This window comes from Pseudomonas sp. 91RF (genome assembly GCF_003576265.1).
Classification (GTDB): domain Bacteria; phylum Pseudomonadota; class Gammaproteobacteria; order Pseudomonadales; family Pseudomonadaceae; genus Aquipseudomonas; species Aquipseudomonas kribbensis.
In genome coordinates this window covers 1-23,619 of record NZ_QWFC01000044.1, presented here as the reverse complement: position 1 = coordinate 23,619, position 23,619 = coordinate 1, and the positions used below count along the sequence as shown (strand labels likewise).

Genomic DNA, 23,619 nt, shown 5'->3' with positions numbered 1-23,619 from the left:
TGGGTATAGCTCAAGTCACGCGCCGGCGGGGGCGATGAAGGAAATTCCGGTGCGCAGCGCCGCGTTGCGCACGTGCTCCTGCATGGCTTTCTGGGCGGCAGCGGAGGCCCGGCGGGCCAGGGCGCGGAGAATCTTGCGGTGTTCCTGCCAGGTTTCCATGGCCCGTTCGGCGCGGATGAACGGTAGCTTCTGGCTCTCCAGAAAGATCTCGGCGCTGGCGGTGAGGATGCTCAGCATCGCCTGATTGCCGCTGGCCCGCAGGATCCGCTGGTGGAATTCGAAGTCCAGTTTCGCCGCCGCCTCGAAGTCGCCGGAACGCAGTTGCTCACGCATGGCGGCCACGTTGTCTTCCAGTTCGTCCAGATCGATCGTGCTCAGCGTCACCGCCGCCAGCCCGGCCGCGAAGCCTTCCAGCGCATAGCGCAGCTGAAAGATTTCCAGCGGCGAGGCCTGAGCTGCGAACGGCCAGGCCGGGGTGCCCTCCCCGCGCGGCAACTCCACCGGCGACTGCACGAATACGCCCTTGCCCGGCTGGATGCTGACGACGCCCAGCGCACTCAAGGACGACAACGCTTCGCGCAACGACGCCCGGCTGACCCCCAGCTGCACCGCCAGATCCCGTTGCGAGGGCAGCGCATCGCCGGGGCCGAAACCCTGCTCGGTAATCAGTTTGCGGATCGCTTGCAGCGCCACTTCGGGTACCGCGCGGGAGATCGAGTTCATGTTTTTCCAGACGGACCAGGCCAAGGTGCGGCCAGTTGTAAAGCTATTCGAGGCATCAGGCAAGTCGTGCCCCAGCGGGGTTCGACAGTGCGCATGGATGCGCTATCGCAGTGCGAAACACAACTTGACTGTTCAGACCAGTAAGACCGAACAAACCCGCTAAACCCGTGGCTTTGCGGGGCCAGACCGCTGGCTTGGCACGGCCCGTGCTCTGTCCGATCGCAGATTTCACTTCCCGCCGATCCGGAGATTGTCCATGACGAAGCGTTACAGCGCCCTCCTCGCCGCCCTGTTTGCCGGTCTGATGCTGAGCCAGGCCCCCGCCCATGCCGACGGTCTGGACGACGTGGTCAAACGCGGCACCTTGAAAGTCGCCGTGCCTCAGGACTTCCCGCCCTTTGGCTCGGTCGGCCCGGACATGAAGCCGCGCGGCCTCGATATCGACACCGCGAAGCTGCTGGCCGACCAGCTCAAGGTCAAACTCGAGCTGACCCCGGTCAACAGCACCAACCGCATCCCGTTCCTCACCACCGGCAAGGTCGATCTGGTGATTTCCAGTCTCGGCAAGAACCCCGAGCGCGAGAAGGTCATCGATTTCTCCCGCGCCTACGCGCCGTTCTACCTCGCCGTGTTCGGTCCGCCGGATGCAGCCGTCAGCACCCTGGACGACCTCAAGGGCAAGACCATCAGCGTCACCCGGGGCGCCATCGAAGATATCGAGCTGACCAAGGTCGCCCCCGAAGGCGTGACCATCAAGCGCTTCGAAGACAACAACTCGACCATCGCCGCCTACCTCGCAGGCCAGGTCGATCTGATTGCGAGCGGCAACGTGGTGATGGTCGCAATCAGCGAAAAGAGCCCGAAACGCGTGCCGGCGCTGAAGGTGAAGCTCAAGGATTCCCCGGTCTACGTCGGCGTGAACAAGAACGAGCCGGCGCTGCTGGGCAAGGTCAACGAAATTCTGACCAGCGCCAAGGCTGACGGTGCGCTGGAAAAGAACGCGCAGACCTGGCTCAAAGAGCCGCTGCCGGCGGACCTCTGACCGGCGACGCGGGAGACTTTCATGGCCTATCAGTTCGATTTCTTGCCGGTGGTGGAAAACACCGACCTGCTGCTGCGCGGGGCGTTGTTCACCCTTGAGCTGACGGCCATCGGCGCGCTGTTTGGCGTAGGCGTGGGCATCGTCGGGGCGCTGGTGCGGGCGTGGAACATCCGCCCCTTCTCGGCGATTTTCGGCGTGTATGTGGAGTTGATCCGCAACACGCCGTTCCTGGTGCAACTGTTCTTCATCTTCTTCGGCCTGCCGTCCCTCGGCGTGCAGATTTCCGAGTGGCAGGCGGCGGTGCTGGCGATGGTGATCAACCTCGGCGCGTACTCGACCGAGATTATCCGCGCCGGCATCCAGGCGATTCCGCGCGGGCAACTGGAAGCCGCGGCTGCACTGGCGATGAGCCGTTTCGAAGCGTTCCGCCACGTGGTGCTGCTGCCGGCGCTGGGCAAGGTCTGGCCGGCCCTGAGCAGCCAGATCATCATCGTCATGCTCGGTTCGGCAGTGTGTTCACAGATCGCCACCGAGGAGTTGAGCTTTGCCGCTAACTTTATTCAGTCGCGCAACTTCCGTGCCTTTGAAACCTATGCCCTGACCACCCTCATTTATCTGTGCATGGCGCTACTGATCCGTCAGTCGCTGAACTGGCTCGGCCGGCGCTACCTGTCGAAAAGCAGCGCAAGGAGCAGCCAATGAGCGATTTCACGTTCTGGGACATCCTGCGCAACCTCCTGACCGGCCTGCAATGGACGCTGGCGCTGTCACTGGTGGCGTTCATCGGCGGCGGGATCGTCGGGTTGCTGATCCTGATCATGCGCATTTCGAAAAACCCGCTGCCCAGCAGCATTGCCCGCACCTGGATCGAACTGTTCCAGGGCACGCCGCTGTTGATGCAGCTGTTTCTGGTGTTCTTCGGCGTGGCGCTGGCCGGGGTGGAGATTTCGCCGTGGATGGCGGCGGCGATTGCCCTGACCCTGTTCACCAGCGCCTACCTGGCGGAGATCTGGCGTGGATGCGTCGAGTCGATTCCCAATGGCCAGTGGGAAGCTTCGTCGAGTCTGGCGATGAATCCGCTGGAGCAACTGCGCTACGTGATCCTGCCGCAGGCGTTACGTATTGCCGTGGCGCCGACCGTGGGCTTTTCGGTGCAGGTGGTCAAGGGCACCGCCGTGACCTCGATCATCGGCTTCACCGAATTGACCAAGACCGGCGGCATGCTCGCCAACGCCACCTTCGAACCGTTCATGGTCTACGGCCTCGTCGCCGCCGGCTACTTCCTGCTCTGCTACCCCCTGTCCCTCAGTGCGCGCTACCTGGAAAGGAGACTGCATGCCTCTGCTTAGAATTTCCGCCCTGCATAAATACTACGGCGATCACCACGTGCTCAAAGGCATCGACCTGAGCGTCGAGGAAGGTCAGGTGGTGGCGATCATCGGCCGCAGCGGCTCGGGCAAATCCACCCTGTTGCGCACCCTCAACGGCCTGGAATCGATCAATGACGGCGTGATCGAAGTCGACGGCGAATACCTCGACGCCGCCCGCGCCGACCTGCGCAGCCTGCGGCAGAAAGTCGGGATGGTGTTTCAGCAGTTCAACCTGTTCCCGCACCTGACGGTGGGCGAAAACGTGATGCTCGCGCCGCAAGTGGTGCAGAAAGTGCCCAAGGCCAGGGCGCAGGAACTGGCGCGGCAGATGCTGGAACGCGTCGGCCTGGGTGAAAAATTCGATGCGTTCCCGGATCGGCTTTCCGGGGGCCAGCAACAGCGCGTGGCGATTGCCCGGGCGCTGGCGATGTCGCCCAAAGTGCTGCTGTGCGACGAGATCACCTCGGCGCTGGACCCGGAACTGGTCAACGAAGTGCTCAGCGTGGTCCGCCAGCTCGCGAAGGAAGGCATGACCCTGATCATGGTCACCCACGAAATGCGCTTCGCCCGGGAGGTCGGGGACAAACTGGTGTTCATGCACCAGGGCAAGGTGCATGAGGTGGGCGACCCGAAGGTGCTGTTTGCCGATCCGCAGACGCCGGAGCTGGCGAACTTCATCGGAACTGTGGAAGCGACTGCCTGAAAATACTCTCAGCGCCGGTAAAGGCCTCATCGCTAGCAGGCTAGCTCCCACAGGGCAGCGCATTTCAATGTGGGAGCTAGCCTGCTAGCGAATGGCCGCGCCGCGGTCTTGAGACTTTATGCGCTGAATCAAGGGTTTGTACCATGCGCGTTGGCGGCAGCCTTTGATCGTGGCACGATGTCAGGGTTATCGACCGAGACCCCCAGACCATGCCGCAATCCCAAGCCAAGAATCTGTCCCTGATCGCCGCGATCGACCTGGGCTCCAACAGCTTCCACATGGTCGTGGCCAAGGCCCAGAACGGCGAAATCCGTATTCTCGAACGTCTCGGGGAGAAGGTTCAGCTGGCCGCCGGCATCGACGATGAGCGCCATCTCAACGAAGAATCCATGCAGCGCGGGCTCGATTGCCTGAAGCGTTTTGCCCAACTGATCAACGGTATGCCGCTGGGCGCCGTGCGGATCGTCGGCACCAACGCCCTGCGCGAAGCGCGCAACCGCCTGGAGTTCATCCACCGCGCCGAAGAAATCCTCGGCCACCCGGTGGAAGTCATCTCCGGCCGTGAAGAGGCGCGCCTGATCTACCTCGGCGTGTCCCACACCCTCGCCGACACCCCGGGCAAACGCCTGGTCGCCGACATCGGCGGCGGCAGTACCGAATTCATCATCGGCCAGCGTTTCGAACCGTTGTTGCGCGAAAGCCTGCAAATGGGCTGCGTGAGTTTCACCCAGCGCTATTTCAAGGACGGCAAGATCACCCCGGCCCGCTACGCCCAGGCCTACACGGCGGCGCGGCTGGAAATCATGAGCATCGAACACGCCCTGCATCGCCTGACCTGGGATGAAGCCATCGGCTCCTCGGGCACCATCCGTGCCATCGGCCTGGCACTGAAGGCCGGCGGACATGGCACCGGCGAAGTGAACGCCGAAGGTCTGGCGTGGCTCAAGCGTCGCCTGTTCAAGCTCGGCGATGTCGACAAGATCGACTTCGAAGGCATCAAGCCTGACCGCAGGGCGATCTTCCCGGCCGGTCTGGCGATCCTTGAAGCGATCTTCGACGCCCTCGAACTGCAACGCATGGATCACTGCGAAGGCGCGCTGCGTGAAGGCGTGCTCTACGACCTGCTCGGCCGCCATCATCACGAAGACGTGCGCGAACGCACCCTGACCTCGCTGATGGAGCGCTACCACGTCGACCTGGAACAGGCCGCACGGGTCGAACGCAAAGCCCTGCACGCCTTCGATCAAGTGGCTGTCGACTGGCAACTGGACGACGGCATCTGGCGCGAACTGCTGGGCTGGGCGGCGAAAGTGCACGAAGTCGGGCTCGACATCGCTCACTACCACTACCACAAGCATGGCGCCTACCTGATCGAGCACTCGGACCTCGCCGGCTTCTCCCGCGAAGACCAGCAAATGCTCGCCCTGCTGGTGCGCGGCCACCGCCGCAACATCCCCAAGGACAAGTTCGCCGAATTCGGCGAAGACGGCGACAAGCTGATCCGCCTGTGCGTGCTGCTGCGCTTCGCGATCCTGTTCCACCACATTCGCGGCACCCAGACCATGCCGCAGGTCGCGTTGCACGCCAATGGCGACAACCTCGACGTGGAATTCCCGGAGAACTGGCTGGATGAAAACCAGCTGACTCAGGCGGATTTTGCGCTTGAGGCGGAGTGGCTGACTCGGGTGGGGATTGTACTGACCGTTCATTGAGTAACGGGCAGGCACAAAAAAGGCGATCCGGATGGATCGCCTTTTTTATTGCTTTTAGACTTGCGGTCAGCTGCTCACCGGCAAAATCGGGCTGCCCAACCGTTCCAGCAACGTCGCCTGCGCACTGCGCGGGTTCTGGTTGCCGGTCGGCGTGTTGCGGATGTAGCGGCCGTCCGACTGCAGGCTCCAGCTGTGGGTGTTGTCGGTCAGGTACAGCTCCAGCTCTTTCTTGACCCGGGTCAGCAGTTTCTTGCCTTCCACCGGGAAGCAAGTCTCGACGCGCTTGTCGAGGTTGCGCTCCATCCAGTCGGCGCTGGACAGGAACATCTGCTCCTCGCCACCGTTGAGGAAGTAGAACACCCGGGTGTGTTCCAGGAAGCGGCCGATGATCGAGCGCACGTGAATGTTGTGCGAAACCCCGGCGATGCCCGGACGCAGGCAGCACATGCCGCGCACCACGAGGTCGATGCGCACGCCGGACTGGCTGGCCTTGTACAGCGCGCGGATGATCTTCGGATCGGTCAGCGAGTTGAACTTGGCAATGATGTGCGCAGGCTTGCCGTCGAGCGCGAATTGCGTCTCGCGGGTGATCATGTCGAGCATGCCCTTCTTCAGGGTGAACGGCGCATGCAGCAGCTTCTTCATGCGCAGCGTCTTGCCCATGCCGATCAACTGGCTGAACAGTTTGCCGACGTCTTCGCACAAGGCGTCGTCGGAGGTCAGCAGGCTGTAGTCGGTGTACAGACGGGCGTTGCCGGCGTGGTAGTTACCGGTGCCGAGGTGCGCGTAACGCACGATCTCGCCGGCTTCACGGCGCAGGATCAGCATCATCTTGGCGTGGGTCTTGAAGCCGACTACGCCGTAGATCACCACCGCACCGGCCGCCTGCAGACGGCTGGCCAGTTGCAGGTTGGATTCTTCGTCGAAGCGCGCCCGCAGCTCGATAACCGCCGTCACTTCCTTGCCGTTACGCGCGGCATCTACCAGCGCATCGACGATTTCCGAGTTGGCGCCGGAGCGGTACAGGGTCTGGCGCACGGCCAGAACGTGCGGATCCTTGGCGGCCTGACGCAGCAGGTCGACCACCGGGGTGAACGACTCGAACGGGTGCAGCAGCAGGATGTCCTGTTTGCTGACGACGCTGAAAATGTTCTCGCTGTTCTGCAGCAGTTTCGGGATCTGCGGGGTGAACGGCGTGTATTGCAGCTCCGGATGGCTGTCCAGACCGGTGATGCTGAACAGACGGGTCAGGTTGACCGGGCCGTTGACCTGATACAGCTCGGTCTCGCTCAGGTTGAACTGCTTGAGCAGGTAGTCCGACAGGTGTTTCGGGCAGGTGTCGGCGACTTCCAGGCGCACGGCGTCGCCGTAACGACGGGAGAACAACTCGCCACGCAGGGCGCGGGCCAGGTCTTCCACGTCTTCGGAATCGAGCGCCAGGTCGGCGTTCCGGGTCAGGCGGAACTGGTAGCAGCCCTTTACCTTCATGCCCTGGAACAGGTCATCGGCGTGAGCGTGGATCATCGACGACAGGAACACATAGTTGTCGCCAGGGCCGCCGACCTCTTCCGGCACCTTGATGATCCGTGGCAGCAGACGCGGCGCCGGAATGATCGCCAGACCGGAGTCGCGACCGAAGGCGTCGATGCCTTCGAGCTCGACGATGAAGTTCAGGCTCTTGTTCACCAGCAACGGGAACGGGTGCGTCGGGTCGAGGCCGATCGGGGTGATGATCGGCGCGATCTCGTCGCGGAAGTAACGGCGCACCCAGGTCTTGAGCTTGGTCGTCCAGTAGCGGCGACGGATGAAGCGGATCTGATGCTTTTCCAGCTCCGGCAGCAGGATGTCGTTGAGGATCGCGTACTGGCGGTCTACATGACCGTGCACCAGCTCGCTGATGCGGGCCAGGGCCTGATGCGGTTGCAGACCGTCGGCGCCGGCCTGTTCACGGGCGAAGGTGATCTGTTTCTTGAGGCCGGCGACGCGGATCTCGAAGAACTCGTCGAGGTTGCTGGAGAAGATCAGCAGGAACTTCAGCCGCTCCAGCAACGGGTAGGACTCATCCAGCGCCTGTTCCAGCACGCGGATGTTGAACTGCAGTTGCGACAATTCCCGGTGGATATACAGGCTGCTGTCATCCAGGCCGGGAATCGCGATCACCGGCGCCGCCGCTGCGGGCTCTGACGTCGGCGCGGGTGGCGCAGGCTCCAGTTCCGGCGGGGTTTCGGTAATCTGCTCGACCACGGGTTGAGCTTCTTTTACGGCAACTTCAGTGAGTCCTTCGGTATTCATCGAATGTTCCTGGGAGGGCTATTTCTGCTCTCGTAACAATTGAGCGGCACGGACAGCAAAGTAAGTCAGGATGCCATCAGCGCCGGCACGTTTAAAGGCGGTCAGGGATTCGAGGATCACGCCTTCGCTCAACCAGCCATTCTGGATCGCCGCCATGTGCATGGCGTATTCGCCGCTAACCTGATAGACGAACGTCGGCACTTTGAAGGCATCTTTTACCCGGAACAAAATATCCAGGTACGGCATGCCGGGTTTGACCATGACCATGTCCGCGCCTTCAGACAAGTCCGCGCCCACTTCGTGCAGCGCTTCGTCGCTGTTGGCCGGGTCCATCTGGTAGGAAGCCTTGTTCGCCTTGCCCAGGTTCGCGGCCGAACCCACGGCATCGCGGAACGGGCCGTAATAGGCGCTGGCGTACTTGGCCGAGTAGGCCATGATCCGCACGTTGACGTGACCGGCCAGCTCCAGCGCCTCACGGATCGCCTGGATGCGACCGTCCATCATGTCCGACGGAGCAACCACCTGGGCGCCAGCGGCGGCGTGGGACAACGCCTGTTTGACCAGTGCATCGACGGTGATGTCGTTCTGCACGTAGCCTTCTTCGTCGAGAATGCCGTCCTGACCGTGAGTGGTGAACGGATCGAGGGCGACGTCGGTGATCACCCCCAGCTCCGGGAAGCGGTCACGCAGGGCGCGGGTGGCGCGCTGGGCGATACCTTCGGGATTCCACGCTTCGGCGGCATCGAGGGATTTGAGTTCAGGTGGCGTGACCGGGAACAGCGCCAGCGCCGGAATCCCCAGTTCGACCCATTTCGCCGCTTCTTCAAGCAGCAGGTCGATGGTCAGGCGCTCGACACCCGGCATCGAGGCCACGGCTTCGCGACGGTTTTCACCGTCCAGCACGAACACCGGCAGGATCAGGTCATCGACCGTCAACACGTTCTCACGCACCAGCCGCCGGGAAAAATCATCACGGCGATTGCGACGCAGGCGGGTGGCAGGGAACAGGCGGTTGGCTGGGGTAAAGCTCACGGCAGACTCCTGAGCCCGCGCAGACGGGCGAGTGTGGCAGTTATAAGCGGCCATTATGACGGTCGTATTACAGTTATGTGCACCCCTGTGACATGTAGCCGCAATCCATTGTCGTTGTAGGAAATGTTAACGTCGAGACACATTTCGACACTTTCCTGAATGTGTCCGAAGGGTTAGGCTGCGCGTTCATTTCGCCAGCACCCAGACAATGCTCCAACAATTTCTGCATGACTTCGGCTACTTTGCCCTGTTTCTCGGCACGTTCTTCGAAGGCGAAACCATCCTGGTGCTCGCGGGCTTCCTCGCGTTCCGTGGTTACATGGATATCAACCTGGTGGTGGTCGTGGCGTTCTTCGGCAGCTATGCCGGCGATCAGCTGTGGTACTTCCTGGGCCGCAAGCACGGGCGCAAGTTGCTGGCGCGCAAACCGCGCTGGCAAATGATGGGCGACCGCGCGCTGGAGCATATCCGCAAGCACCCGGACATCTGGGTCCTGAGCTTCCGCTTCGTTTACGGCCTGCGCACGGTGATGCCGGTGGCGATCGGCCTGTCGGGCTACCCGCCGGGACGCTATCTGCTGCTGAACGGTATTGGTGCGGCGATCTGGGCCGCCGCCCTGGCCGCGGCCGCGTACCACTTCGGTGCGGTGCTCGAAGGCATGCTGGGCAGCATCAAGAAATATGAACTGTGGGTACTCGGTGCGCTGCTGGTGCTGGGCGTCGGCCTGTGGCTGCGCCGCCGGTTCAAGAATGCCCGGCTGGCCAGGAAGGTCTACGAAGACGAGCAGGCCGAGCAACAGGCCAAGGCCGAACGGCACAAAGCCGAACAGGCCAAATCCGCCGAACCTAAGACGCCAGCCGAGTAAACCGCTGGCGGCAGTAATACAGCCCGATGCCACTGAGCAGGCTGTAACCGAGCAGGCCGGCCCAGACCACGGGGCTGGCCGGCCATAGACCGACCTGCGGCGCCAGCCACACCAGCGGCAGATTCGCCGCCAACCGCAGCAGCTCCAGCCTCAACGCCCAGGGGCGATTCTCCAGGGCAACGCCCAACACGAACAAACCGAACGCCACTGCGCCCCAGCCCAGTACCAGGGCGCCGGTCGACAGGCTGCGCTCCTGGTTCATCAGGTAACTGCCCAGCGCCACATACACGCCGAATTGCAGCAGCACGTACCACTGCTGTCGGGCGGCCAACGGTACTTCGAATTTACGGAACCGGCTCAAGTCCGGCTTGTGCATCGGGTACTTCGCCGCCACGTCCGCCGGACGCCATCCGGTACGCATGAACCAGATCCGCAGCTTGTCCCGTTTGCTCCCGGCGCGCCGCGCGTCGTCCCACAACTGCGCGTAAAACTGCAGGTTGGCCCACAGCGGATTCCAGCTCGCCAACGGCGTGGTCACGCCGAAAATCACCGGTTCGTTGTCGTCTTCTTCCTGAAACGAGCCGAACAGCCGGTCCCAAATAATGAACACCCCGCCGTAGTTGCGATCCATGTAGAGAGCGTTCTGTGCATGGTGGGCCCGATGATTGGACGGCGTGACGAAAATCCATTCGAACCAGCCGAGCTTGGGAATGTGCTTTGTATGCACCCAGAACTGATACAGCAGGTTCATCGCCGCGACACTGACAAACACCAGCAGCGGCACACCGAGCACGGCCATCGGCAGGTAAAAGATCCAGCCCAGCAGAAACCCGGTGCTGGTCTGGCGCAAGGCGGTGGAAAGGTTGTAATCCTCGCTCTGGTGATGCACCGAATGCGCCGCCCAGAGAATGTTCCGCTCGTGCCCCAACCGGTGCAGCCAGTAGTAGCAGAAGTCGTAGAGGACAAAAGCGAAGCCCCACGTCCAGACGCTGTCCGCCGGCAACCTGAGCAGCGCCAGATGCTCCAGGGCAAAGCCGTAGGTCACCAGCCCCACGCCTTTGGTCAGCAGGCCGGTGGTGGTCGACAACACCCCGGTGCTGATGCTGTTCACCGCATCGGCCAGGCGATAGTTGCTCACCCCGCGCCAACGGTCGGCGATCAACTCGGCCGCAATCAATACGAAGAAAAACGGCACCGCATACAGAATGAAGTTCATGACGCGCCCTGATCGAGATCCGTGTGCACAGATCCTAGGTGTAGCCACGGCCTGGCCCTATGGCAACGAACGACAAATTAGTGGACATTTAGCGCCATGAATCTGGAGAGAAACCCATGAGCAAAAAAGTTGCAGTGATCCTGTCCGGTTGCGGCGTGTACGACGGCGCAGAGATCCACGAAAGTGTCATCACCCTGTTGCGCCTGGATCAGCGCGGCGCCCAGGTGCAGTGCTTCGCCCCGGACATCGCGCAATTGCATGTGATCAACCACCTCACCGGCAAGGAAATGCCCGAGTCGCGCAACGTGCTGGTGGAATCGGCGCGCATCGCCCGGGGCAACGTCAAGGATGTCCGTGAAGCCGATGTCGATGATTTCGATGCGCTGATCGTGCCCGGCGGTTTTGGTGCAGCCAAGAACCTGTCGAACTTCGCCGTCGACGGCGCTGGCTGCTGCGTTCAGCCGGACGTGCTGGCGCTGACCGAGGCGTTTGCCGAAGCGGGCAAACCGGTGGGCCTGATGTGCATTTCGCCGGCGCTGGCCGCGAAGATCTACGGCCCGGGCGTGACCTGCACCATCGGCAACGACGCGGAGACGGCCAAGGCCATCGGCAAGATGGGCGCCACCCACGAAGACTGCGCCGTGACCGACATCATCGAAGACAAGGCACGCAAACTGGTGACCACCCCGGCCTACATGCTGGCGCAGTCGATCAGTGAGGCGGCTTCGGGGATCAACAAACTGGTGGATCGCGTCCTTGAGCTGACCCACGAAAATGACGCCTGATCTAAATCCAGTGTGGGAGCGAGCCTGCTCGCGATGGCTGCTTTACAGGCAACCGTTATGTTGAATGTACGAGCCTCATCGCGAGCAGGCTCGCTCCCACAGGGTAAAGAGTTTTGCTCAGGATTGGCGGGATAGCCGCGTCAGGATCCGGTCCAGCGCATTGGCGAACGCCTGCTTCTCCCGGTCGCCGATCGGAGCCGGGCCGCCGCTGACCTGGCCCTGCTCACGCAGATCGGTGAACAGGTTGCGTGTCGCCAGCCGTTCACCCATGTTCTGCGCGTCGAACTCCTTGCCTCGCGGGTCCAGCGCTGCCACGCCCTTCTTCACCAGCCGGTCGGCCAGCGGGATGTCGCTGCAGATCACCAGTTCGCCCGGCACCGCGTGCTCCACCAGATAATCGTCCGCTGCATCCGGGCCGCTCGGCACCACGATCAGCTTGACGATCGCCAGTGCCGGTTTGCTCTGCGGCTGCCCCGCCACCAACACCACCTCGAAGCGGCGCTTGAGGGCGAACTTGACCACCAGTTCCTTGGCCATCTTCGGGCAGGCGTCGGCATCGATCCATACGCGCATCATCTCAGGCCGCCACTCGGCGCTTTTCCGCCACCCGGCTGCGACCATACAGCACGACGATCGCTGCAATGGCCACGGCCTGCGCCGTCAGCGAGTAGGCGTCGGCGTGAATGCCCAGCCATTCGAAATCGAAGAACGCCACCGGCCGGGTGCCGAAGATCCCGGCCTCCTGCAACGCCTTCACACCATGACCGGCAAACACCACCGACAGCGCGCACAGCAGCCCCGCGTTGATGCTGAAGAACAGCGCCAACGGCAATTTCGCCGAGCCGCGCAGGATCACCCACGCCAGACCGAACAGCAGCACCAGCGCCGTCGCACCACCGGCCAGTACCGCGTCATGCCCGGCAGGACCGGCCTGCAGCCACAGGGTTTCATAGAACAGGATCACTTCGAACAATTCGCGGTACACCGAGAAGAACGCAAGGATCGCGAAGCCGAAACGCCCGCCGCCACCGACCAGGCTCTGCTTGATGTAATCCTGCCAGGCCGCTGCGTGGCGACGGTCGTGCATCCACACCCCCAACCACAGCACCATGACACTGGCGAACAGCGCCGTGGCGCCTTCCAGCAGTTCACGTTGGGAACCGCTGACATCGATCACATACGCGGCCAGCGCCCAGGTCCCCAGACCGGCCAACAGTGCCAGGCCCCAGCCGACGTTGACGCTGCGCACCGCCGATTGCTGGCCGGTATTGCGCAGGAACGCGAGGATCGCCGCCAGCACCAGAATCGCTTCCAGGCCTTCGCGCAGCAGAATCAGCAGCCCGGAGATGTAGCTCAGCGACCAGCTCAGACCATCGCTGCCCAGTAGATCGGCAGATTCCTTGAGCTTGGCCTTGGCCGCGTCGAGACGCTGCTCGGCCTGCTCCACCGGCAAGCCGTCCTGCAGCGATTGCCGGTAGGCCATCAGGGATTTTTCGGTGTCCTTGCGCACGTTGGCGTCGACGTTATCCAGCGAGCTTTCGACCAGTTCGAAGCCTTCCAGATACGCGGCAACGGACAAGTCATAAGCCTGATCGCGTTCACCAGCGCGGTAAGCGGCAAGGCTCTTGTCCAGCGTCGCGGCGGTGTAGTCGAGCAACTGCGCCGGGCCACGCTTGACCTGCGGCGGTTGCGCTCGCTGTGCGCGGAAGGTCGCGGCGGCTTCGGCGCCTTCGGCGGCCTGCACTTCGGCCGGCGTCTGACGGGCGAGGTCGGCGATGTTGTAGGTCTTTTCGGATTTGGCCGTGGCCGGATCGGCGCTGAACTGAGCGATATAGGTCGCCAGGTCCCAGCGCTGACGGTCGTCCAGTTGATCGGCGAAGGCCGGCATGTCGGTGCCTTCGACGCCCTGGCCGAGGGTGTTGTAGATCGCGTAGAGGCTCAGGTGATCCAGACGCTTGGCATCACGCAGGTTGGCCGGCGCAGGCTCCATGCCGACACCCGCAGGGCCATCGCCGGCCCCGTTGGCGCCATGACACACCGAGCAGTGCTGGGCATAGAGCGGCGCACCACGGGTCGGGTCCGGGGTGATGATCGGCGCCTGGCTGACTTCATAGGCCACCGCCAGTTTCGCTCCCAGTTGCCGGGCCTGACGGGCGACGTCCGCGCCGTCCTGCTTCGCGGTGATCGCAGCCAGCAGCGCGTCGATGCCCTGCTCCAGGCCGGCCTTCTCCGGTTTGGCCGGCATGCCGGCAATCAAGCCTTGCAGCGCGCGGGTGAACTCCAGTTGTTCACGGTATTCGGCATCGTCGATGACCTTGCCTGCCTCTACCGTTGGCGGGTAATCGGCGCTGATGTAATCGAGCAGGTGCAGCGCTTGCGGCGCGCCTTCCACGGTATCGGCCAGCAGATTGAAGCTGCTCAGGGCAAACAACGGGAACACCAGCCAGGCCAGGAATCGGGACGAGGCAGTCATGAAGGGGTCTCAATTGGAAATGCGAAGTAACACATTGTTCACGTCGGGGGAGCCTGACTCAAGCTTTCTCTCCAATCCCCGGCACTTGGCCATCGCTCGCCCCTATACTGCGTCGCCTTTCGCCCCTTTCGATTAAGGAAGATCTTGTGGTCATGCGCCATTGCCTGCTGTTTCCCTTGCTGTTGAGTGCGCTCCTGCAACTGAGCGGTTGCGGGGCCTACCGCAATTACGACCTGGAACTGCAACAAACCACCGATCAATTGAAAGCAGGCAACACCGGAGGTGCGCTGGCCCTGATCGAGGCGCATAACCCGGATGAAGAAAAAGACCTGCTGTATTACTTCGAGAAAGGTGCGGTACTCAGCGCCGCCGGCGAGTTGCCACAAAGCCAGGTGGCCTGGCGCAGTGCCGAACAGATGGTGATCCAGCGCCAGGACGCCATTGAAACCACTGGCGACAAGCTGCTTTCCGCCCTGGGCAATCAATGGGGCAGCATCATCAACGACAAGATTCGTCGCTACGATGGCTATGACTATGAAAAGGTCATGCTGACCACGCAAATGGCCCTGAATCAGTTGGCCGTGAATGATTTCGATGGCGCCCGTGCGGACATCAAGAAGACCCACGAGCGCGAAACACTGATCGCCCGGCAGCGAGAGCTGGAATACGAGCGTGTTGAAAACGCCGCCAAGGACCGGGGCGCCCGCGTGCATTACAAGGACCTGCAAGGTTACCCGGTGGTCATGCTGGACTCGCCGGCGGTCATCGCCCTGAAGAACGGCTATCAAAGTGCGTTCAGCCACTATCTGGCCGGCTTCACGTATGAAGCCCTGGGCGAAAAGGATCTGGCGGCCCCGGGTTATCGTCAGGCCATTGAACTGCGCCCTGACATGCCGTTCTTCCAACAGGCCTTGCGTGACCTCGACAGCCCCGGACTCAAGGCCGGCGAAAGCGACGTGCTGATCATCGTGCAAAGCGGGCTGGCACCGGCTCGCAGCTCGGTGCGCGTGCCGTATCCGGTGAAGCTTGAAGACGGTCAGGTGATCGTCGCCAATGTGTCGTTTCCGGTAATGGTGCCCGACACCTCCACCCAGCCTTTCAATCAGATAAGCCTCGACGGCCGCCAGAAGAAGCTGATCACCGTCAACAACATCACCGACATGTCCCTGCGCACCCTGCGTGACGACATGCCCGGGATCATTCAACGCACCACGTATCGAGCGTTCCTCGCTGCAGACGTCCAGGGCACCGACAATCGGCGCAATCCGGCCAAAGCGTCCTACGTCACCCATTACGATGGATTCGAGCACGCAGACACCCGCACCTGGCGCACCCTGCCCAACCTCACGCAAGTGCTACGCCTGCGTCTGAAGAAAGGCGAACACTCGATCAGCCTGCCAACCGCGCCCGGTGTCGCCCCGCTGAAAATCCGCATTGATCAGGATCGCCAGATCATCGGCCTGCGAGCCCTGGGCGACCGAATTTATGCCAACGGCAGTGCTTTCCAGGCGCCCGTTTCAGCGGAAAGCCGCGTGGTATCCGGCCTGAAATAAGTAATGGCATCTAACTAACCGGTGCAATTAAAAAGCTATTACATAGCCAGCATCGCCCGCTTATAATGCCGCGCCCTCGTTATCGCGACGCGGCATTAAAGCTCCTCTGTTTATGAGGATTTGGCAGGAGGCCAGCGCCACTGCCGATAGGTCCCAGCAGCCCGACCCGCACCCGAGGCTGTCGCTACTCATGGAAGAAGTACCCCATGGCATTCCGCGCTCCCACTCTGATCGCGCTTGGCGCAGTCACTCTGCTGTCCGGCTGTTCGGCGTTTCGCAACTACGATTCCGAACTGGCCCAGACCAACCAGCAACTGGCCACCGGCAACGTCGACGCCGCCCTGACCCTGCTGGAAAAGAACAACACCGGCCCGGACAAGGACCTGCTCTATTACTTCGAGAAAGGTGAACTGCTGCGCGCCAAGGGCGACCTGTCCGGCAGCCAGAACGCCTGGACCAGCGCCGACCAGGTGGTGGGCAAGTGGGAAGATTCGGTCAAGCTCGACACCGACAAGTACCTGGCCCAGTTCGGCAGCTTCCTGGTCAATGACAAGGTCCGTCGCTACGAAGGCTACGACTACGAAAAAGTCATGCTGACCACGCAGATGGCCCTGAACCTGCTGGCGGTCAACGACTTCGATGGCGCCCGCACCGCGATCAAGAAGACTCACGAACGTGAAGCCGTGATCGCCGACCTGCGCGACAAGGAATACCTCAAGAGCGAAGAGGAAGCCGAGAAAGAAGGCATCAAGACCCAGTACAAGGACTTGCAAGGCTACCCGGTCGCCAGTCTCGACGCCCCGGAAGTGGTCGGCCTGAAGAACAGCTACCAGAGTGCGTTCAGCCACTATCTGGCCGGTTTCGTCTACGAAGCCCTGGATGAAAAAGACCTGGCCGCGCCGGGTTACCGCAAAGCGGCCGAACTGCGTCCGAACACGCCGCTGCTGGAACAGGCGCTGGTCAACCTCGACAAACCGGTCAAGAGCGATGACAGCGACGTCCTGATCGTGGTGCAAAGCGGCCTGGCACCGGCCCGCGACTCGATCCGCGTGCCGCTGCCGTTGCCGATCTCCAACAACGTGGTGATCACCCCGCTGTCGTTCCCGATCATCAAGCCTGACACCTCGACCGCGACCTTCGCGCAGATCGGCGTCGACGGCCAGCAACTGAACCTGACCGCTCTCAACAGCACCACCGCCATGTCCCGCCGCGCCCTGCGCGATGACATGCCAGGGATCATCGTGCGCACCATGGTGCGGGCAATCACCAAAGGCGTGGCGCAGAAGAAGATCAACGAAACCAACCCGCTGGCGGGTCTGGCCGTGGGTATCTCTTCAGCGGTGCTCGAAGGTGCCGATACCCGTACGTGGCGTACCCTGCCGGACACCACTCAAGTGGTACGTCTGCGCCTGAAAAAGGGTGAGCACCAGGTTACTTTGCCGAGCGCCGTAGGTGGCACGCAGGTCAAGCTCACCGTCGATCAGCGTTATCAGGTCATCACCCTGCGCGCCGTCGGCAATCAGGTTTTCGCCGCAGGCCTCGCCGCCCACGTGACCCCGAGCGCCGGCACCACCGCCGTAGCCAGCCTCAAACAACCTTAAGAACGGAGTCTTTGCATGCGTTTCAAACTCTTCGCCGTCGCCGCCCTCGCCGTGCTGGCCAGCGGCTGCGCCACCCCGCCACCGCCGGAGCCGGGCAGCGCCGCGAGCAAGGTCGTGGCCATGGGCCCGCAGAAACACATCGCGGTCGGCGCCATGCGTGTCGCCCGCGAGAACGGCTTCATGACCGTCAATGTGCAGTTGACCAACACCCTCAACAGCAACAAGACGTTCTACTACCGCTTCGCCTGGCTCGGCCCGGAAGGCTTCCCGATTGCCGAAGAAGAAGTCTGGAAGAGCCAGATGATGTACGGCGCCCAGACCAGCTTCATCCAGGGCATAGCCCCGACGCCGAAAGCCGTGGACTTCCGTCTTGAAATGAAGACGCCTTAAGCCCGACACCCTATTCCCGATTCAGAGAGCATTCCCATGTTTGCACGCTTTTCCTTCATCGCTGTCCTCGCCCTGCTGGCCTCCGGTTGCGCCAACACTTCGCCGACTCTGGGCAGCAAGAACATCAGCTACGGCGACACCAAGGCCGTTGAAACCGTGACCAACGAGTTCGGCTCGACCGACCTGCAGATGATCGCCGAATCGATGACCCGCTCCCTGGCCCAGTCCGGCATTCTGCAGGGACGCCCGGTGGTGCAGGTCTACGACGTGAAGAACAAGACCAGCGAATACATCGACACCCGCGAAATCACCACCAGCATCAAGACCCAGCTGATGAAGTCCGGCACCGCCCGTTTCGCCAGCGACAACACCGCGATGCAGAGCCAGGTCGACCAGCTCAAGCTGCAAAACCAGAGCGGCCTGTACAAGAAGAGCACCGTGGCCAAGACTGGCAACATGATTGCCGCCAAATACCGTCTTGAAGGTTCGATCAGCTCGATCGTCAAGCGCAGCAGCGACTACAAGGACGTCTTCTACAAATTCAGCCTGCAACTGATCGACGTTGAAAGCGGTCTGGCCGAGTGGATGGACGAGAAAGAGATCCGCAAAACCACGGAGCGTTAATCGATGCGCGCATGGATTGGCATGATGGCCCTGGCTTGCGCGTTCAGCGCGCAAGCGGCCCCGAAAGTCGCGGTAACGGATCTGGCGTACCAGGAACGCGTGGAGCAGTACATCCACGTCGTTTCGTCGAAGAACAATTACCGCGAGGGCTACTACAGCTCCAGCGGTTCTTCGAGCTACGACGAGTTCGAATCCAACACCAGTTACATCGAGCAGGCCGAGCTGCGCAAATTCACCGGCGACATCAAGGGTGAAATCCTGCGCACCGGCATGTTTCAGTTGATTCAGGGCACGCCTTACACCGCCTCGTCCAAGGGTGACATCTACGATGTGATCAAGCGGATCAAGGCCGGTAACTTCAAGGGCGCCGACTATGTGCTGTTCGGTACGGTGTCCGACATCGACTTCACCCAGGACATGAACGAGCTGGCCAACACCGACAGCTATTCAGCCGTACTGGGCCTGACGCTGGTGGCGGATTTCAGCCTGATCAACACCAAGACCTACGAAATCACCTCGGCCTTCACGGCCATGGGTGAAGCGCAGGACACCAAACTGGTGAACCACCGCGACATCAAGATCTCGCTGAACCGCCCACGGGTGGTACGTGATGTCTCGAAGGCGCTGGGTGAAGACGTGGCCGGACAGCTGAGCCAGCAGCTCGGCGGTGGTGGCTACGAGCAACCGCGTGAACCGCAGCAGCGCAACAATCTGCCGCGTGATACGGCGCCAGTGATTCTGCGCTGACCGGCAGCCGCAAACGAAAAAGGCGACCTGAAAAGGTCGCCTTTTTTATGCCTGCCTGCTTTACGCGGCGGCTTTGCGCAACGTCGCCATGAACGCCGCCGCACCGATGAACAGCCCGGCAAACGTACGGTTCATGCGTTTTTGCTGGGTCGGTGTGCGCAGCAGGCGCAGCACCTTCGACGCCAGCCCGGTGTAGCCGGCCATGACGATCAGGTCGACGCAGATCATGGTCACGCCGATCACCACGTACTGGATCAGCAGCGGTGCGTGAGGATTGATGAACTGCGGCAGCACCGCCAGCATGAACACCAGCGCCTTGGGGTTGCTGATGTTGACCAGGAATCCACGGAACACCAGCGCCATCGGCCGACCGATCGGGCGTACCGCAGCGTCATCGCTCATGTCCATCGGCAGTGCGCGCCACTGCTTGATCGCCAGATACACAAGGTACGCGACACCGAACCATTTGATCGCATGGAACGCAGTGGCCGAAGCGGTGAGGATGGCGCCGACACCGGCGCCGACGATGGCAATCTGCAGGGCCAGACCCAGTTGCAGGCCCAGGGCGTTCCAGTAACCGCGCCAGAAACCGTATTGCAGACCGCTGGACATCGACGCAATCGCGCCGGCGCCCGGAGAAAGGCTGATTACCCAACACGCGGCAAAAAACGCCAGCCATGTTTGAAGCTCCATCGCACACCTCGACTCAGACTCGTGACAAACGTCCAAGCTAATGGGATTCAGGCTGGATGACTACCGATTTTTTTCAGGATGTTGCGGCTGCCGACTGTGGGAGCGAGCTTGCTCCGGGCGGCGTTCCGACGAAGGCGTCATTACAAACGCCGGGAGCTTACTTCTCAAAACCGCTGGAAGGGAAGATATCCGACCCGCGCCAGCGTCTTACCGAGCGCTGGAAGAACAGGCTGTTGGGCACCTGCACCATGGCGCTGCCGGTGCCGAGCTCTTCGGCTTCGATCAGTGTGGTGTAGAGCAGATTGATCGCCACCACCCGACCTTTGACGCCAGGCTTGTCGGTGGTGTCGACCAGTTCGACCACGTCACCCAGACGAAACGGGCCGACGGTGAAGATCAGAATCGCGCAAAGCAGGTTCGACAACACGCTCCACATGGCGAAGAACGCCACGGCCGCAACGGCGACGAAACCGGACAACGCCGTCCACAGCACGGTGGCAGAAACACCGAGACGCTCCAGCACGAAGATCAGCGCACTGCCCATGATCAGCCAGCGCAGACCACCACGCAGCGGCATCAGCAACTGCGGCGGGAACGGATACTTCTCGCCCAGACGCGTCAGGAACCGCGCGACGACGCGCTGGGCGAAGTAGCCGGCCAGCAGGATCAGCAGAATCTGCACACCCAGCCAGATCGGCTCGATCCACACCGCCGGCAGCGGCAGCTTGAACGCCTCCATCAGGACAGCGCCTCCAGCTCCGCCTGCATGGTTTCCAGGGTTTCCAGCGCCTGCATCCACGCTTCTTCAAGCTCGCCTTCGCGGACTTTCAGCTTGGCCTGTTCGGCCAGCAGGTCGCGCAATTCGTTCTTGCGCGCCGGCTCATAGAGGTCGCTGTCGCCGAGGCTGGCATCGACCTTGGCCAGTTTCTCGTGCAGTTTCCCGAGTTCGGCTTCGAGCTTGTCGGCTTCGCGCTTGTGCGGCGCCAGTTGCTGACGCAATGCAGCGGCGGCCTGGCGCTGGGCCTTCTTGTCGGTCTTGTCCGGGTTGACCGGCGTGTTGCTGACCGGGGCGTTGCGCTGACGGTACTCGACCAGCCACCGGGCGTAGTCTTCGAGGTCGCCATCGAACTCTTCGACCTTACCGTCCGCGACCAGGAAGAAGTTGTCGGTGGTGCTCTTGAGCAGATGCCGATCGTGGGAAACCACCAGTACCGCACCACTGAATTCCTGCAACGCCATAGTCAGCGCCAGGCGCATTTCCAGATCCAGGTGGTTGGTCGGTTCGTCGAGCAGCAACAGGTTCGGCCGTTCCCAGGCGATCAACGCCAGGGCCAGACGGGCCTTTTCGCCACCGGAGAAATTCAGTACCGGCTCGTCAATCCGCGCGCCACGGAAGTCGAAACCACCGAGGAAGTCGCGCAGGGTCTGCTCACGTTCGGTCGGCGCCAGACGTTGCAGGTGCAGCAACGGGCTGGCCTTGGCATCCAGCGAATCGAGCTGATGCTGGGCGAAGTAGCCGACCACCGTGTTCTCGCCACGGGTCAGACGCCCGGCCAGCGGCGACAGCTCGCCGGCGAGGTTTTTGATCAGGGTCGATTTACCGGCACCGTTGGGACCAAGCAGGCCGATTCGCGCACCGGGGGTCAGTTGCAGCTTGACCTTCTCCAGCACGGTTTTCTCGCCATAACCCAAACGTGCATCGGACAGGTCGATCAGCGGGCTGGAGATCTTGGTCGACTCGCGGAACACGAAGTCGAACGGCGAATCGACGTGGGCCGCCGACAGCTCTTCCATCCGCTCAAGGGCCTTGATCCGGCTCTGGGCCTGACGGGCCTTGGTGGCCTGGGCCTTGAACCGGGCGATGTAGCTTTCCATGTGCGCACGCTGCGCCTGCTGCTTCTCGTAGGCCTGTTGCTGCTGGGCCAGACGCTCGGCACGGGCGCGTTCGAACGCGGTGTAGCCGCCACGGTAGAGCACCAGTTTGCGCTGATCGACGTGGGCCACGTGATCGACGACTTCATCGAGGAAATCCCGGTCGTGGGAAATCAGCAACAAGGTGCCGGGGTAACTTTTCAGCCACTCTTCGAGCCAGATGATGGCGTCGAGGTCCAGGTGGTTGGTCGGTTCGTCGAGCAGCAGCAGGTCTGACGGGCACATCAAAGCCTGCGCAAGGTTCAGACGCATCCGCCAGCCACCGGAGAAATCTCCTACCTGACGATCCATCTGCTCGTTGGTGAAACCGAGACCGGCCAGCAACTTGCGTGCACGCGCGTCGGCGGTGTAACCGTCGGCGCTGTCGAGTTCGGCGTGCAGGCGCGCCAGGGCAGCACCGTCGTGGGCCTCTTCAGCGGCTGCGAGATCACGCTGGACCTCGCGCAGGCGCAGGTCGCCGTCGAGCACGTAGTCGACCGCCAGACGCTCGAGGGTGTCGACCTCCTGGCGCATGTGGGCGATACGCCAGTCGGCCGGCAGCAGGCAGTCGCCCGAATCCGGGTGCAACTCACCGCGGAGCAAGGCGAACAGGCTGGATTTGCCGGCGCCGTTGGCACCGATGAGGCCGGCTTTGTGGCCGGCGTGCAGGGTCAGCTCGGCGTCTTCTAGCAGACGTTGCGGGCCACGCTGTAAAGTCAGGTTCTGAAGTCGGATCATAATGGCGGCGGAGTCTACCAGCTTCGCTCACAACTGGCGCGAGTAGCACGATGTCCTCTGACCTGTGGAGCTTTGCCCTTGCCGTCTACGCCCGTCCCGGCGTGGAGGATGCCTGCCTGCGCCTGCAATCGGCGGGGGCCAATGTGTGCCTGATGCTGTGTGGTTTGTGGCTGGAACAGCGCGATGCGACTTGCGACGAGGTACGCACGAGGCAGCTTCAAGAGCTGACCATCCCTTGGGACAAAGAGGTGGTTCAACCGCTGCGCGCGATGCGCATGCAATGGAAAACACTGGCCGAGACCGATCCTGTGCTCAAGGGTATGCGTGAGCAGATCAAAGGGTTGGAGCTGGAGGCGGAGCGCGCGTTGCTGTCGCGACTTGAAGGCGTAGCGCAGGAATGGAAGCGTAATTCGAAGGAATCGAGTGACTGGCTGGAAGTGCTGGCCGGCCCTGCGGCCAACCTGAACCGCGACGCGCTGCAAGTGCTGCGCGTCGCGGCGACCGGCGCTTAGGAAGCGCTGGACGGGTTGCTGGCGACGCTCGACACCGGCGCCGAGGATGGCGTGGTTGCGGTGGTCGAGGTAGTGGCGGCCGATGCAGGTGCTGTGGTTGCAGCCGGGGTTGCCGGAGCGGCAGGTTTGGCAGCAGCAGCGGTGGCCGGTTTGGCTGCAGCTGGCTTGGCAGCGGCTGGTTTTTTCACTGCTGGTTTTGCAGCAGGTTTTGCGGCTGGCTTGGCGGCCGGTTTAGCAGCGGTCGCTGGCTTGGCGGCGGCAGTTGCAGGCTTGGCAGCGGCAGCCGGTTTGGCGGCTGGTTTCGCAGCAGGCTTGGCAGCAGCAGGTTTGGCCGCTGTTTTTACCGCAGGCTTGGCCGCTGGTTTCGCTGCAGCTTTGGCAGCGGGTTTGGCTGCAACCGGTTTGGCAGCGGTTTTGGCCGCAGGCTTGGCAGCAGCCGTTCTGGCCACAGGTTTTGCTGCCGGTTTGGCGGCGGTTCTGGCGGCTGGTTTAGCAGCCGGTTTGGCAGCTGCGGTTTTTGCCGGAGCCGCTTTTGCAGCAGCGGTTCGCGCAGCAGGTTTGGCAGCGGCGGGTTTTGCTGCAGCCGGCTTGGCGGCCGCTGGTTTTGCAGCGGTGGTTTTAGCCGCAGGTTTAGCAG

General features: G+C 62.3%; 22 protein-coding genes and 1 pseudogene. 13 read left to right on the top strand and 10 right to left on the bottom strand.

The genetic code is table 11. The features are described from left to right. Positions 1–15 precede the first annotated feature (15 nt). Positions 16–723: a FadR/GntR family transcriptional regulator gene (locus DXT77_RS22635; RefSeq protein WP_119429261.1), complete on the bottom strand. Its 708-nt coding sequence runs from the start codon at positions 721–723 to the stop codon at positions 16–18. A gap of 256 nt (positions 724–979) precedes the next feature. Here DXT77_RS22635 and DXT77_RS22630 point away from each other — a divergent pair, with 256 nt between their 5' ends. From DXT77_RS22630 to ppx, 5 genes are all read left to right on the top strand, one after another. Beyond that, the gene (locus DXT77_RS22630) at positions 980–1,765 is read left to right on the top strand and encodes a transporter substrate-binding domain-containing protein (protein WP_119429260.1); all 786 of its coding nucleotides are present in this window, start codon (positions 980–982) and stop codon (positions 1,763–1,765) included. A 21-nt stretch (positions 1,766–1,786) separates the two neighbouring features. After that, entirely contained in the window at positions 1,787–2,467 is a 681-nt protein-coding gene (locus DXT77_RS22625; protein WP_119429259.1) for an amino acid ABC transporter permease, read from the top strand. Beyond that, entirely contained in the window at positions 2,464–3,114 is a 651-nt protein-coding gene (locus DXT77_RS22620; RefSeq protein ID WP_119429258.1) for an amino acid ABC transporter permease, read from the top strand. Before DXT77_RS22625 ends, DXT77_RS22620 begins: the two co-directional genes overlap by 4 nt. Then, on the top strand, positions 3,101–3,838 hold the full coding sequence (locus tag DXT77_RS22615; protein ID WP_119429257.1) for an amino acid ABC transporter ATP-binding protein: 738 nt from the start codon (positions 3,101–3,103) through the stop codon (positions 3,836–3,838). Before DXT77_RS22620 ends, DXT77_RS22615 begins: the two co-directional genes overlap by 14 nt. 209 nt (positions 3,839–4,047) lie before the next feature. Next, a complete protein-coding gene (ppx, locus tag DXT77_RS22610) occupies positions 4,048–5,550 on the top strand; it encodes an exopolyphosphatase (protein WP_119429256.1) in 1,503 nt (500 codons plus the stop codon). Between the two features lie 66 nt (positions 5,551–5,616). Here the strand turns inward: ppx and ppk1 are convergent, their stop codons facing one another. Together ppk1 and hemB are read right to left on the bottom strand one after the other, a co-directional pair. Continuing rightward, positions 5,617–7,842 carry a polyphosphate kinase 1 gene (ppk1, locus tag DXT77_RS22605; RefSeq protein WP_119429255.1) on the bottom strand — a complete coding sequence of 742 codons (2,226 nt, stop codon included), beginning with the start codon at positions 7,840–7,842 and terminating at the stop codon, positions 5,617–5,619. Positions 7,843–7,860: 18 nt separating this feature from the next. Continuing rightward, positions 7,861–8,874 carry a porphobilinogen synthase gene (gene hemB, locus DXT77_RS22600; protein ID WP_007951836.1) on the bottom strand — a complete coding sequence of 338 codons (1,014 nt, stop codon included), beginning with the start codon at positions 8,872–8,874 and terminating at the stop codon, positions 7,861–7,863. 208 nt (positions 8,875–9,082) lie between these two features. Between hemB and DXT77_RS22595 the strand changes: the two genes are divergently transcribed. Next, the gene (locus DXT77_RS22595) at positions 9,083–9,739 is read left to right on the top strand and encodes a DedA family protein (RefSeq protein ID WP_119429254.1); all 657 of its coding nucleotides are present in this window, start codon (positions 9,083–9,085) and stop codon (positions 9,737–9,739) included. On the opposite strand, the gene DXT77_RS22590 is transcribed toward DXT77_RS22595, so the two are convergent. Next, entirely contained in the window at positions 9,720–10,955 is a 1,236-nt protein-coding gene (locus DXT77_RS22590) for a sterol desaturase family protein (RefSeq protein WP_119429253.1), read from the bottom strand. The two genes, DXT77_RS22595 and DXT77_RS22590, sit on opposite strands and share 20 nt — an antisense overlap. Positions 10,956–11,071: 116 nt before the next feature. On the opposite strand from DXT77_RS22590, the gene elbB reads away from it, so the two are divergent. Beyond that, entirely contained in the window at positions 11,072–11,740 is a 669-nt protein-coding gene (elbB, locus tag DXT77_RS22585; protein WP_085731453.1) for an isoprenoid biosynthesis glyoxalase ElbB, read from the top strand. A 117-nt stretch (positions 11,741–11,857) separates the two neighbouring features. On the opposite strand, the gene DXT77_RS22580 is transcribed toward elbB, so the two are convergent. Together DXT77_RS22580 and DXT77_RS22575 are read right to left on the bottom strand one after the other, a co-directional pair. Further along, positions 11,858–12,313, bottom strand: coding sequence for a YaiI/YqxD family protein (locus DXT77_RS22580; protein WP_119429304.1), 456 nt, complete (start codon positions 12,311–12,313; stop codon positions 11,858–11,860). Positions 12,314–12,317: 4 nt separating this feature from the next. Continuing rightward, entirely contained in the window at positions 12,318–14,213 is a 1,896-nt protein-coding gene (locus tag DXT77_RS22575) for an FTR1 family protein (RefSeq protein WP_119429252.1), read from the bottom strand. A 152-nt stretch (positions 14,214–14,365) separates the two neighbouring features. Here DXT77_RS22575 and DXT77_RS22570 point away from each other — a divergent pair, with 152 nt between their 5' ends. The 5 genes from DXT77_RS22570 to DXT77_RS22550 all read left to right on the top strand — a co-directional run bounded on the left by DXT77_RS22570 (position 14,366) and on the right by DXT77_RS22550 (position 19,128). Further along, entirely contained in the window at positions 14,366–15,766 is a 1,401-nt protein-coding gene (locus DXT77_RS22570; protein WP_119429251.1) for a COG3014 family protein, read from the top strand. Between the two features lie 206 nt (positions 15,767–15,972). After that, on the top strand, positions 15,973–17,367 hold the full coding sequence (locus tag DXT77_RS22565; RefSeq protein ID WP_119429250.1) for a COG3014 family protein: 1,395 nt from the start codon (positions 15,973–15,975) through the stop codon (positions 17,365–17,367). A 15-nt stretch (positions 17,368–17,382) separates the two neighbouring features. After that, positions 17,383–17,757, top strand: a complete 375-nt coding sequence (locus tag DXT77_RS22560) for a YcfL family protein (protein ID WP_119429249.1) — start codon at positions 17,383–17,385, stop codon at positions 17,755–17,757. A gap of 36 nt (positions 17,758–17,793) precedes the next feature. Then, a complete protein-coding gene (gene lpoB, locus DXT77_RS22555) occupies positions 17,794–18,381 on the top strand; it encodes a penicillin-binding protein activator LpoB (protein ID WP_007951848.1) in 588 nt (195 codons plus the stop codon). A gap of 3 nt (positions 18,382–18,384) precedes the next feature. Next, the gene (locus tag DXT77_RS22550; protein ID WP_119429248.1) at positions 18,385–19,128 is read left to right on the top strand and encodes a penicillin-binding protein activator LpoB; all 744 of its coding nucleotides are present in this window, start codon (positions 18,385–18,387) and stop codon (positions 19,126–19,128) included. A gap of 60 nt (positions 19,129–19,188) precedes the next feature. Here the strand turns inward: DXT77_RS22550 and DXT77_RS22545 are convergent, their stop codons facing one another. The 3 genes from DXT77_RS22545 to DXT77_RS22535 all read right to left on the bottom strand — a co-directional run bounded on the left by DXT77_RS22545 (position 19,189) and on the right by DXT77_RS22535 (position 22,470). Next, positions 19,189–19,821: a LysE family transporter gene (locus DXT77_RS22545; protein WP_085708946.1), complete on the bottom strand. Its 633-nt coding sequence runs from the start codon at positions 19,819–19,821 to the stop codon at positions 19,189–19,191. A 157-nt stretch (positions 19,822–19,978) separates the two neighbouring features. Next, positions 19,979–20,560 (bottom strand): mechanosensitive ion channel family protein, encoded by a 582-nt coding sequence (locus DXT77_RS22540; RefSeq protein ID WP_119429247.1) that lies wholly within the window; start codon positions 20,558–20,560, stop codon positions 19,979–19,981. Then, on the bottom strand, positions 20,560–22,470 hold the full coding sequence (locus DXT77_RS22535) for an ATP-binding cassette domain-containing protein (RefSeq protein WP_085708944.1): 1,911 nt from the start codon (positions 22,468–22,470) through the stop codon (positions 20,560–20,562). Before DXT77_RS22535 ends, DXT77_RS22540 begins: the two co-directional genes overlap by 1 nt. 50 nt (positions 22,471–22,520) lie before the next feature. On the opposite strand from DXT77_RS22535, the gene DXT77_RS22530 reads away from it, so the two are divergent. Then, positions 22,521–22,982, top strand: coding sequence for a TIGR02444 family protein (locus tag DXT77_RS22530; protein WP_119429246.1), 462 nt, complete (start codon positions 22,521–22,523; stop codon positions 22,980–22,982). On the opposite strand, the pseudogene DXT77_RS30435 reads toward DXT77_RS22530, so the two are convergent. After that, positions 22,979–23,619: pseudogene (locus DXT77_RS30435) on the bottom strand (transcriptional regulator); the annotation flags it as partial. The gene DXT77_RS22530 and the pseudogene DXT77_RS30435 sit on opposite strands and share 4 nt — an antisense overlap.

Coding starts and splice junctions, on each gene's coding strand:
- DXT77_RS22635 (WP_119429261.1), bottom strand. CDS start 723: ATGAACTCGATCTCCCGCGCGGTACCCGAAGTGGCGCTGCAAGCGATC.
- DXT77_RS22630 (WP_119429260.1), top strand. CDS start 980: ATGACGAAGCGTTACAGCGCCCTCCTCGCCGCCCTGTTTGCCGGTCTG.
- DXT77_RS22625 (WP_119429259.1), top strand. CDS start 1,787: ATGGCCTATCAGTTCGATTTCTTGCCGGTGGTGGAAAACACCGACCTG.
- DXT77_RS22620 (WP_119429258.1), top strand. CDS start 2,464: ATGAGCGATTTCACGTTCTGGGACATCCTGCGCAACCTCCTGACCGGC.
- DXT77_RS22615 (WP_119429257.1), top strand. CDS start 3,101: ATGCCTCTGCTTAGAATTTCCGCCCTGCATAAATACTACGGCGATCAC.
- ppx (WP_119429256.1), top strand. CDS start 4,048: ATGCCGCAATCCCAAGCCAAGAATCTGTCCCTGATCGCCGCGATCGAC.
- ppk1 (WP_119429255.1), bottom strand. CDS start 7,842: ATGAATACCGAAGGACTCACTGAAGTTGCCGTAAAAGAAGCTCAACCC.
- DXT77_RS22595 (WP_119429254.1), top strand. CDS start 9,083: ATGCTCCAACAATTTCTGCATGACTTCGGCTACTTTGCCCTGTTTCTC.
- DXT77_RS22590 (WP_119429253.1), bottom strand. CDS start 10,955: ATGAACTTCATTCTGTATGCGGTGCCGTTTTTCTTCGTATTGATTGCG.
- elbB (WP_085731453.1), top strand. CDS start 11,072: ATGAGCAAAAAAGTTGCAGTGATCCTGTCCGGTTGCGGCGTGTACGAC.
- DXT77_RS22580 (WP_119429304.1), bottom strand. CDS start 12,313: ATGCGCGTATGGATCGATGCCGACGCCTGCCCGAAGATGGCCAAGGAA.
- DXT77_RS22575 (WP_119429252.1), bottom strand. CDS start 14,213: ATGACTGCCTCGTCCCGATTCCTGGCCTGGCTGGTGTTCCCGTTGTTT.
- DXT77_RS22570 (WP_119429251.1), top strand. CDS start 14,366: ATGCGCCATTGCCTGCTGTTTCCCTTGCTGTTGAGTGCGCTCCTGCAA.
- DXT77_RS22565 (WP_119429250.1), top strand. CDS start 15,973: ATGGCATTCCGCGCTCCCACTCTGATCGCGCTTGGCGCAGTCACTCTG.
- DXT77_RS22560 (WP_119429249.1), top strand. CDS start 17,383: ATGCGTTTCAAACTCTTCGCCGTCGCCGCCCTCGCCGTGCTGGCCAGC.
- lpoB (WP_007951848.1), top strand. CDS start 17,794: ATGTTTGCACGCTTTTCCTTCATCGCTGTCCTCGCCCTGCTGGCCTCC.
- DXT77_RS22550 (WP_119429248.1), top strand. CDS start 18,385: ATGCGCGCATGGATTGGCATGATGGCCCTGGCTTGCGCGTTCAGCGCG.
- DXT77_RS22545 (WP_085708946.1), bottom strand. CDS start 19,821: ATGGAGCTTCAAACATGGCTGGCGTTTTTTGCCGCGTGTTGGGTAATC.
- DXT77_RS22540 (WP_119429247.1), bottom strand. CDS start 20,560: ATGGAGGCGTTCAAGCTGCCGCTGCCGGCGGTGTGGATCGAGCCGATC.
- DXT77_RS22535 (WP_085708944.1), bottom strand. CDS start 22,470: ATGATCCGACTTCAGAACCTGACTTTACAGCGTGGCCCGCAACGTCTG.
- DXT77_RS22530 (WP_119429246.1), top strand. CDS start 22,521: ATGTCCTCTGACCTGTGGAGCTTTGCCCTTGCCGTCTACGCCCGTCCC.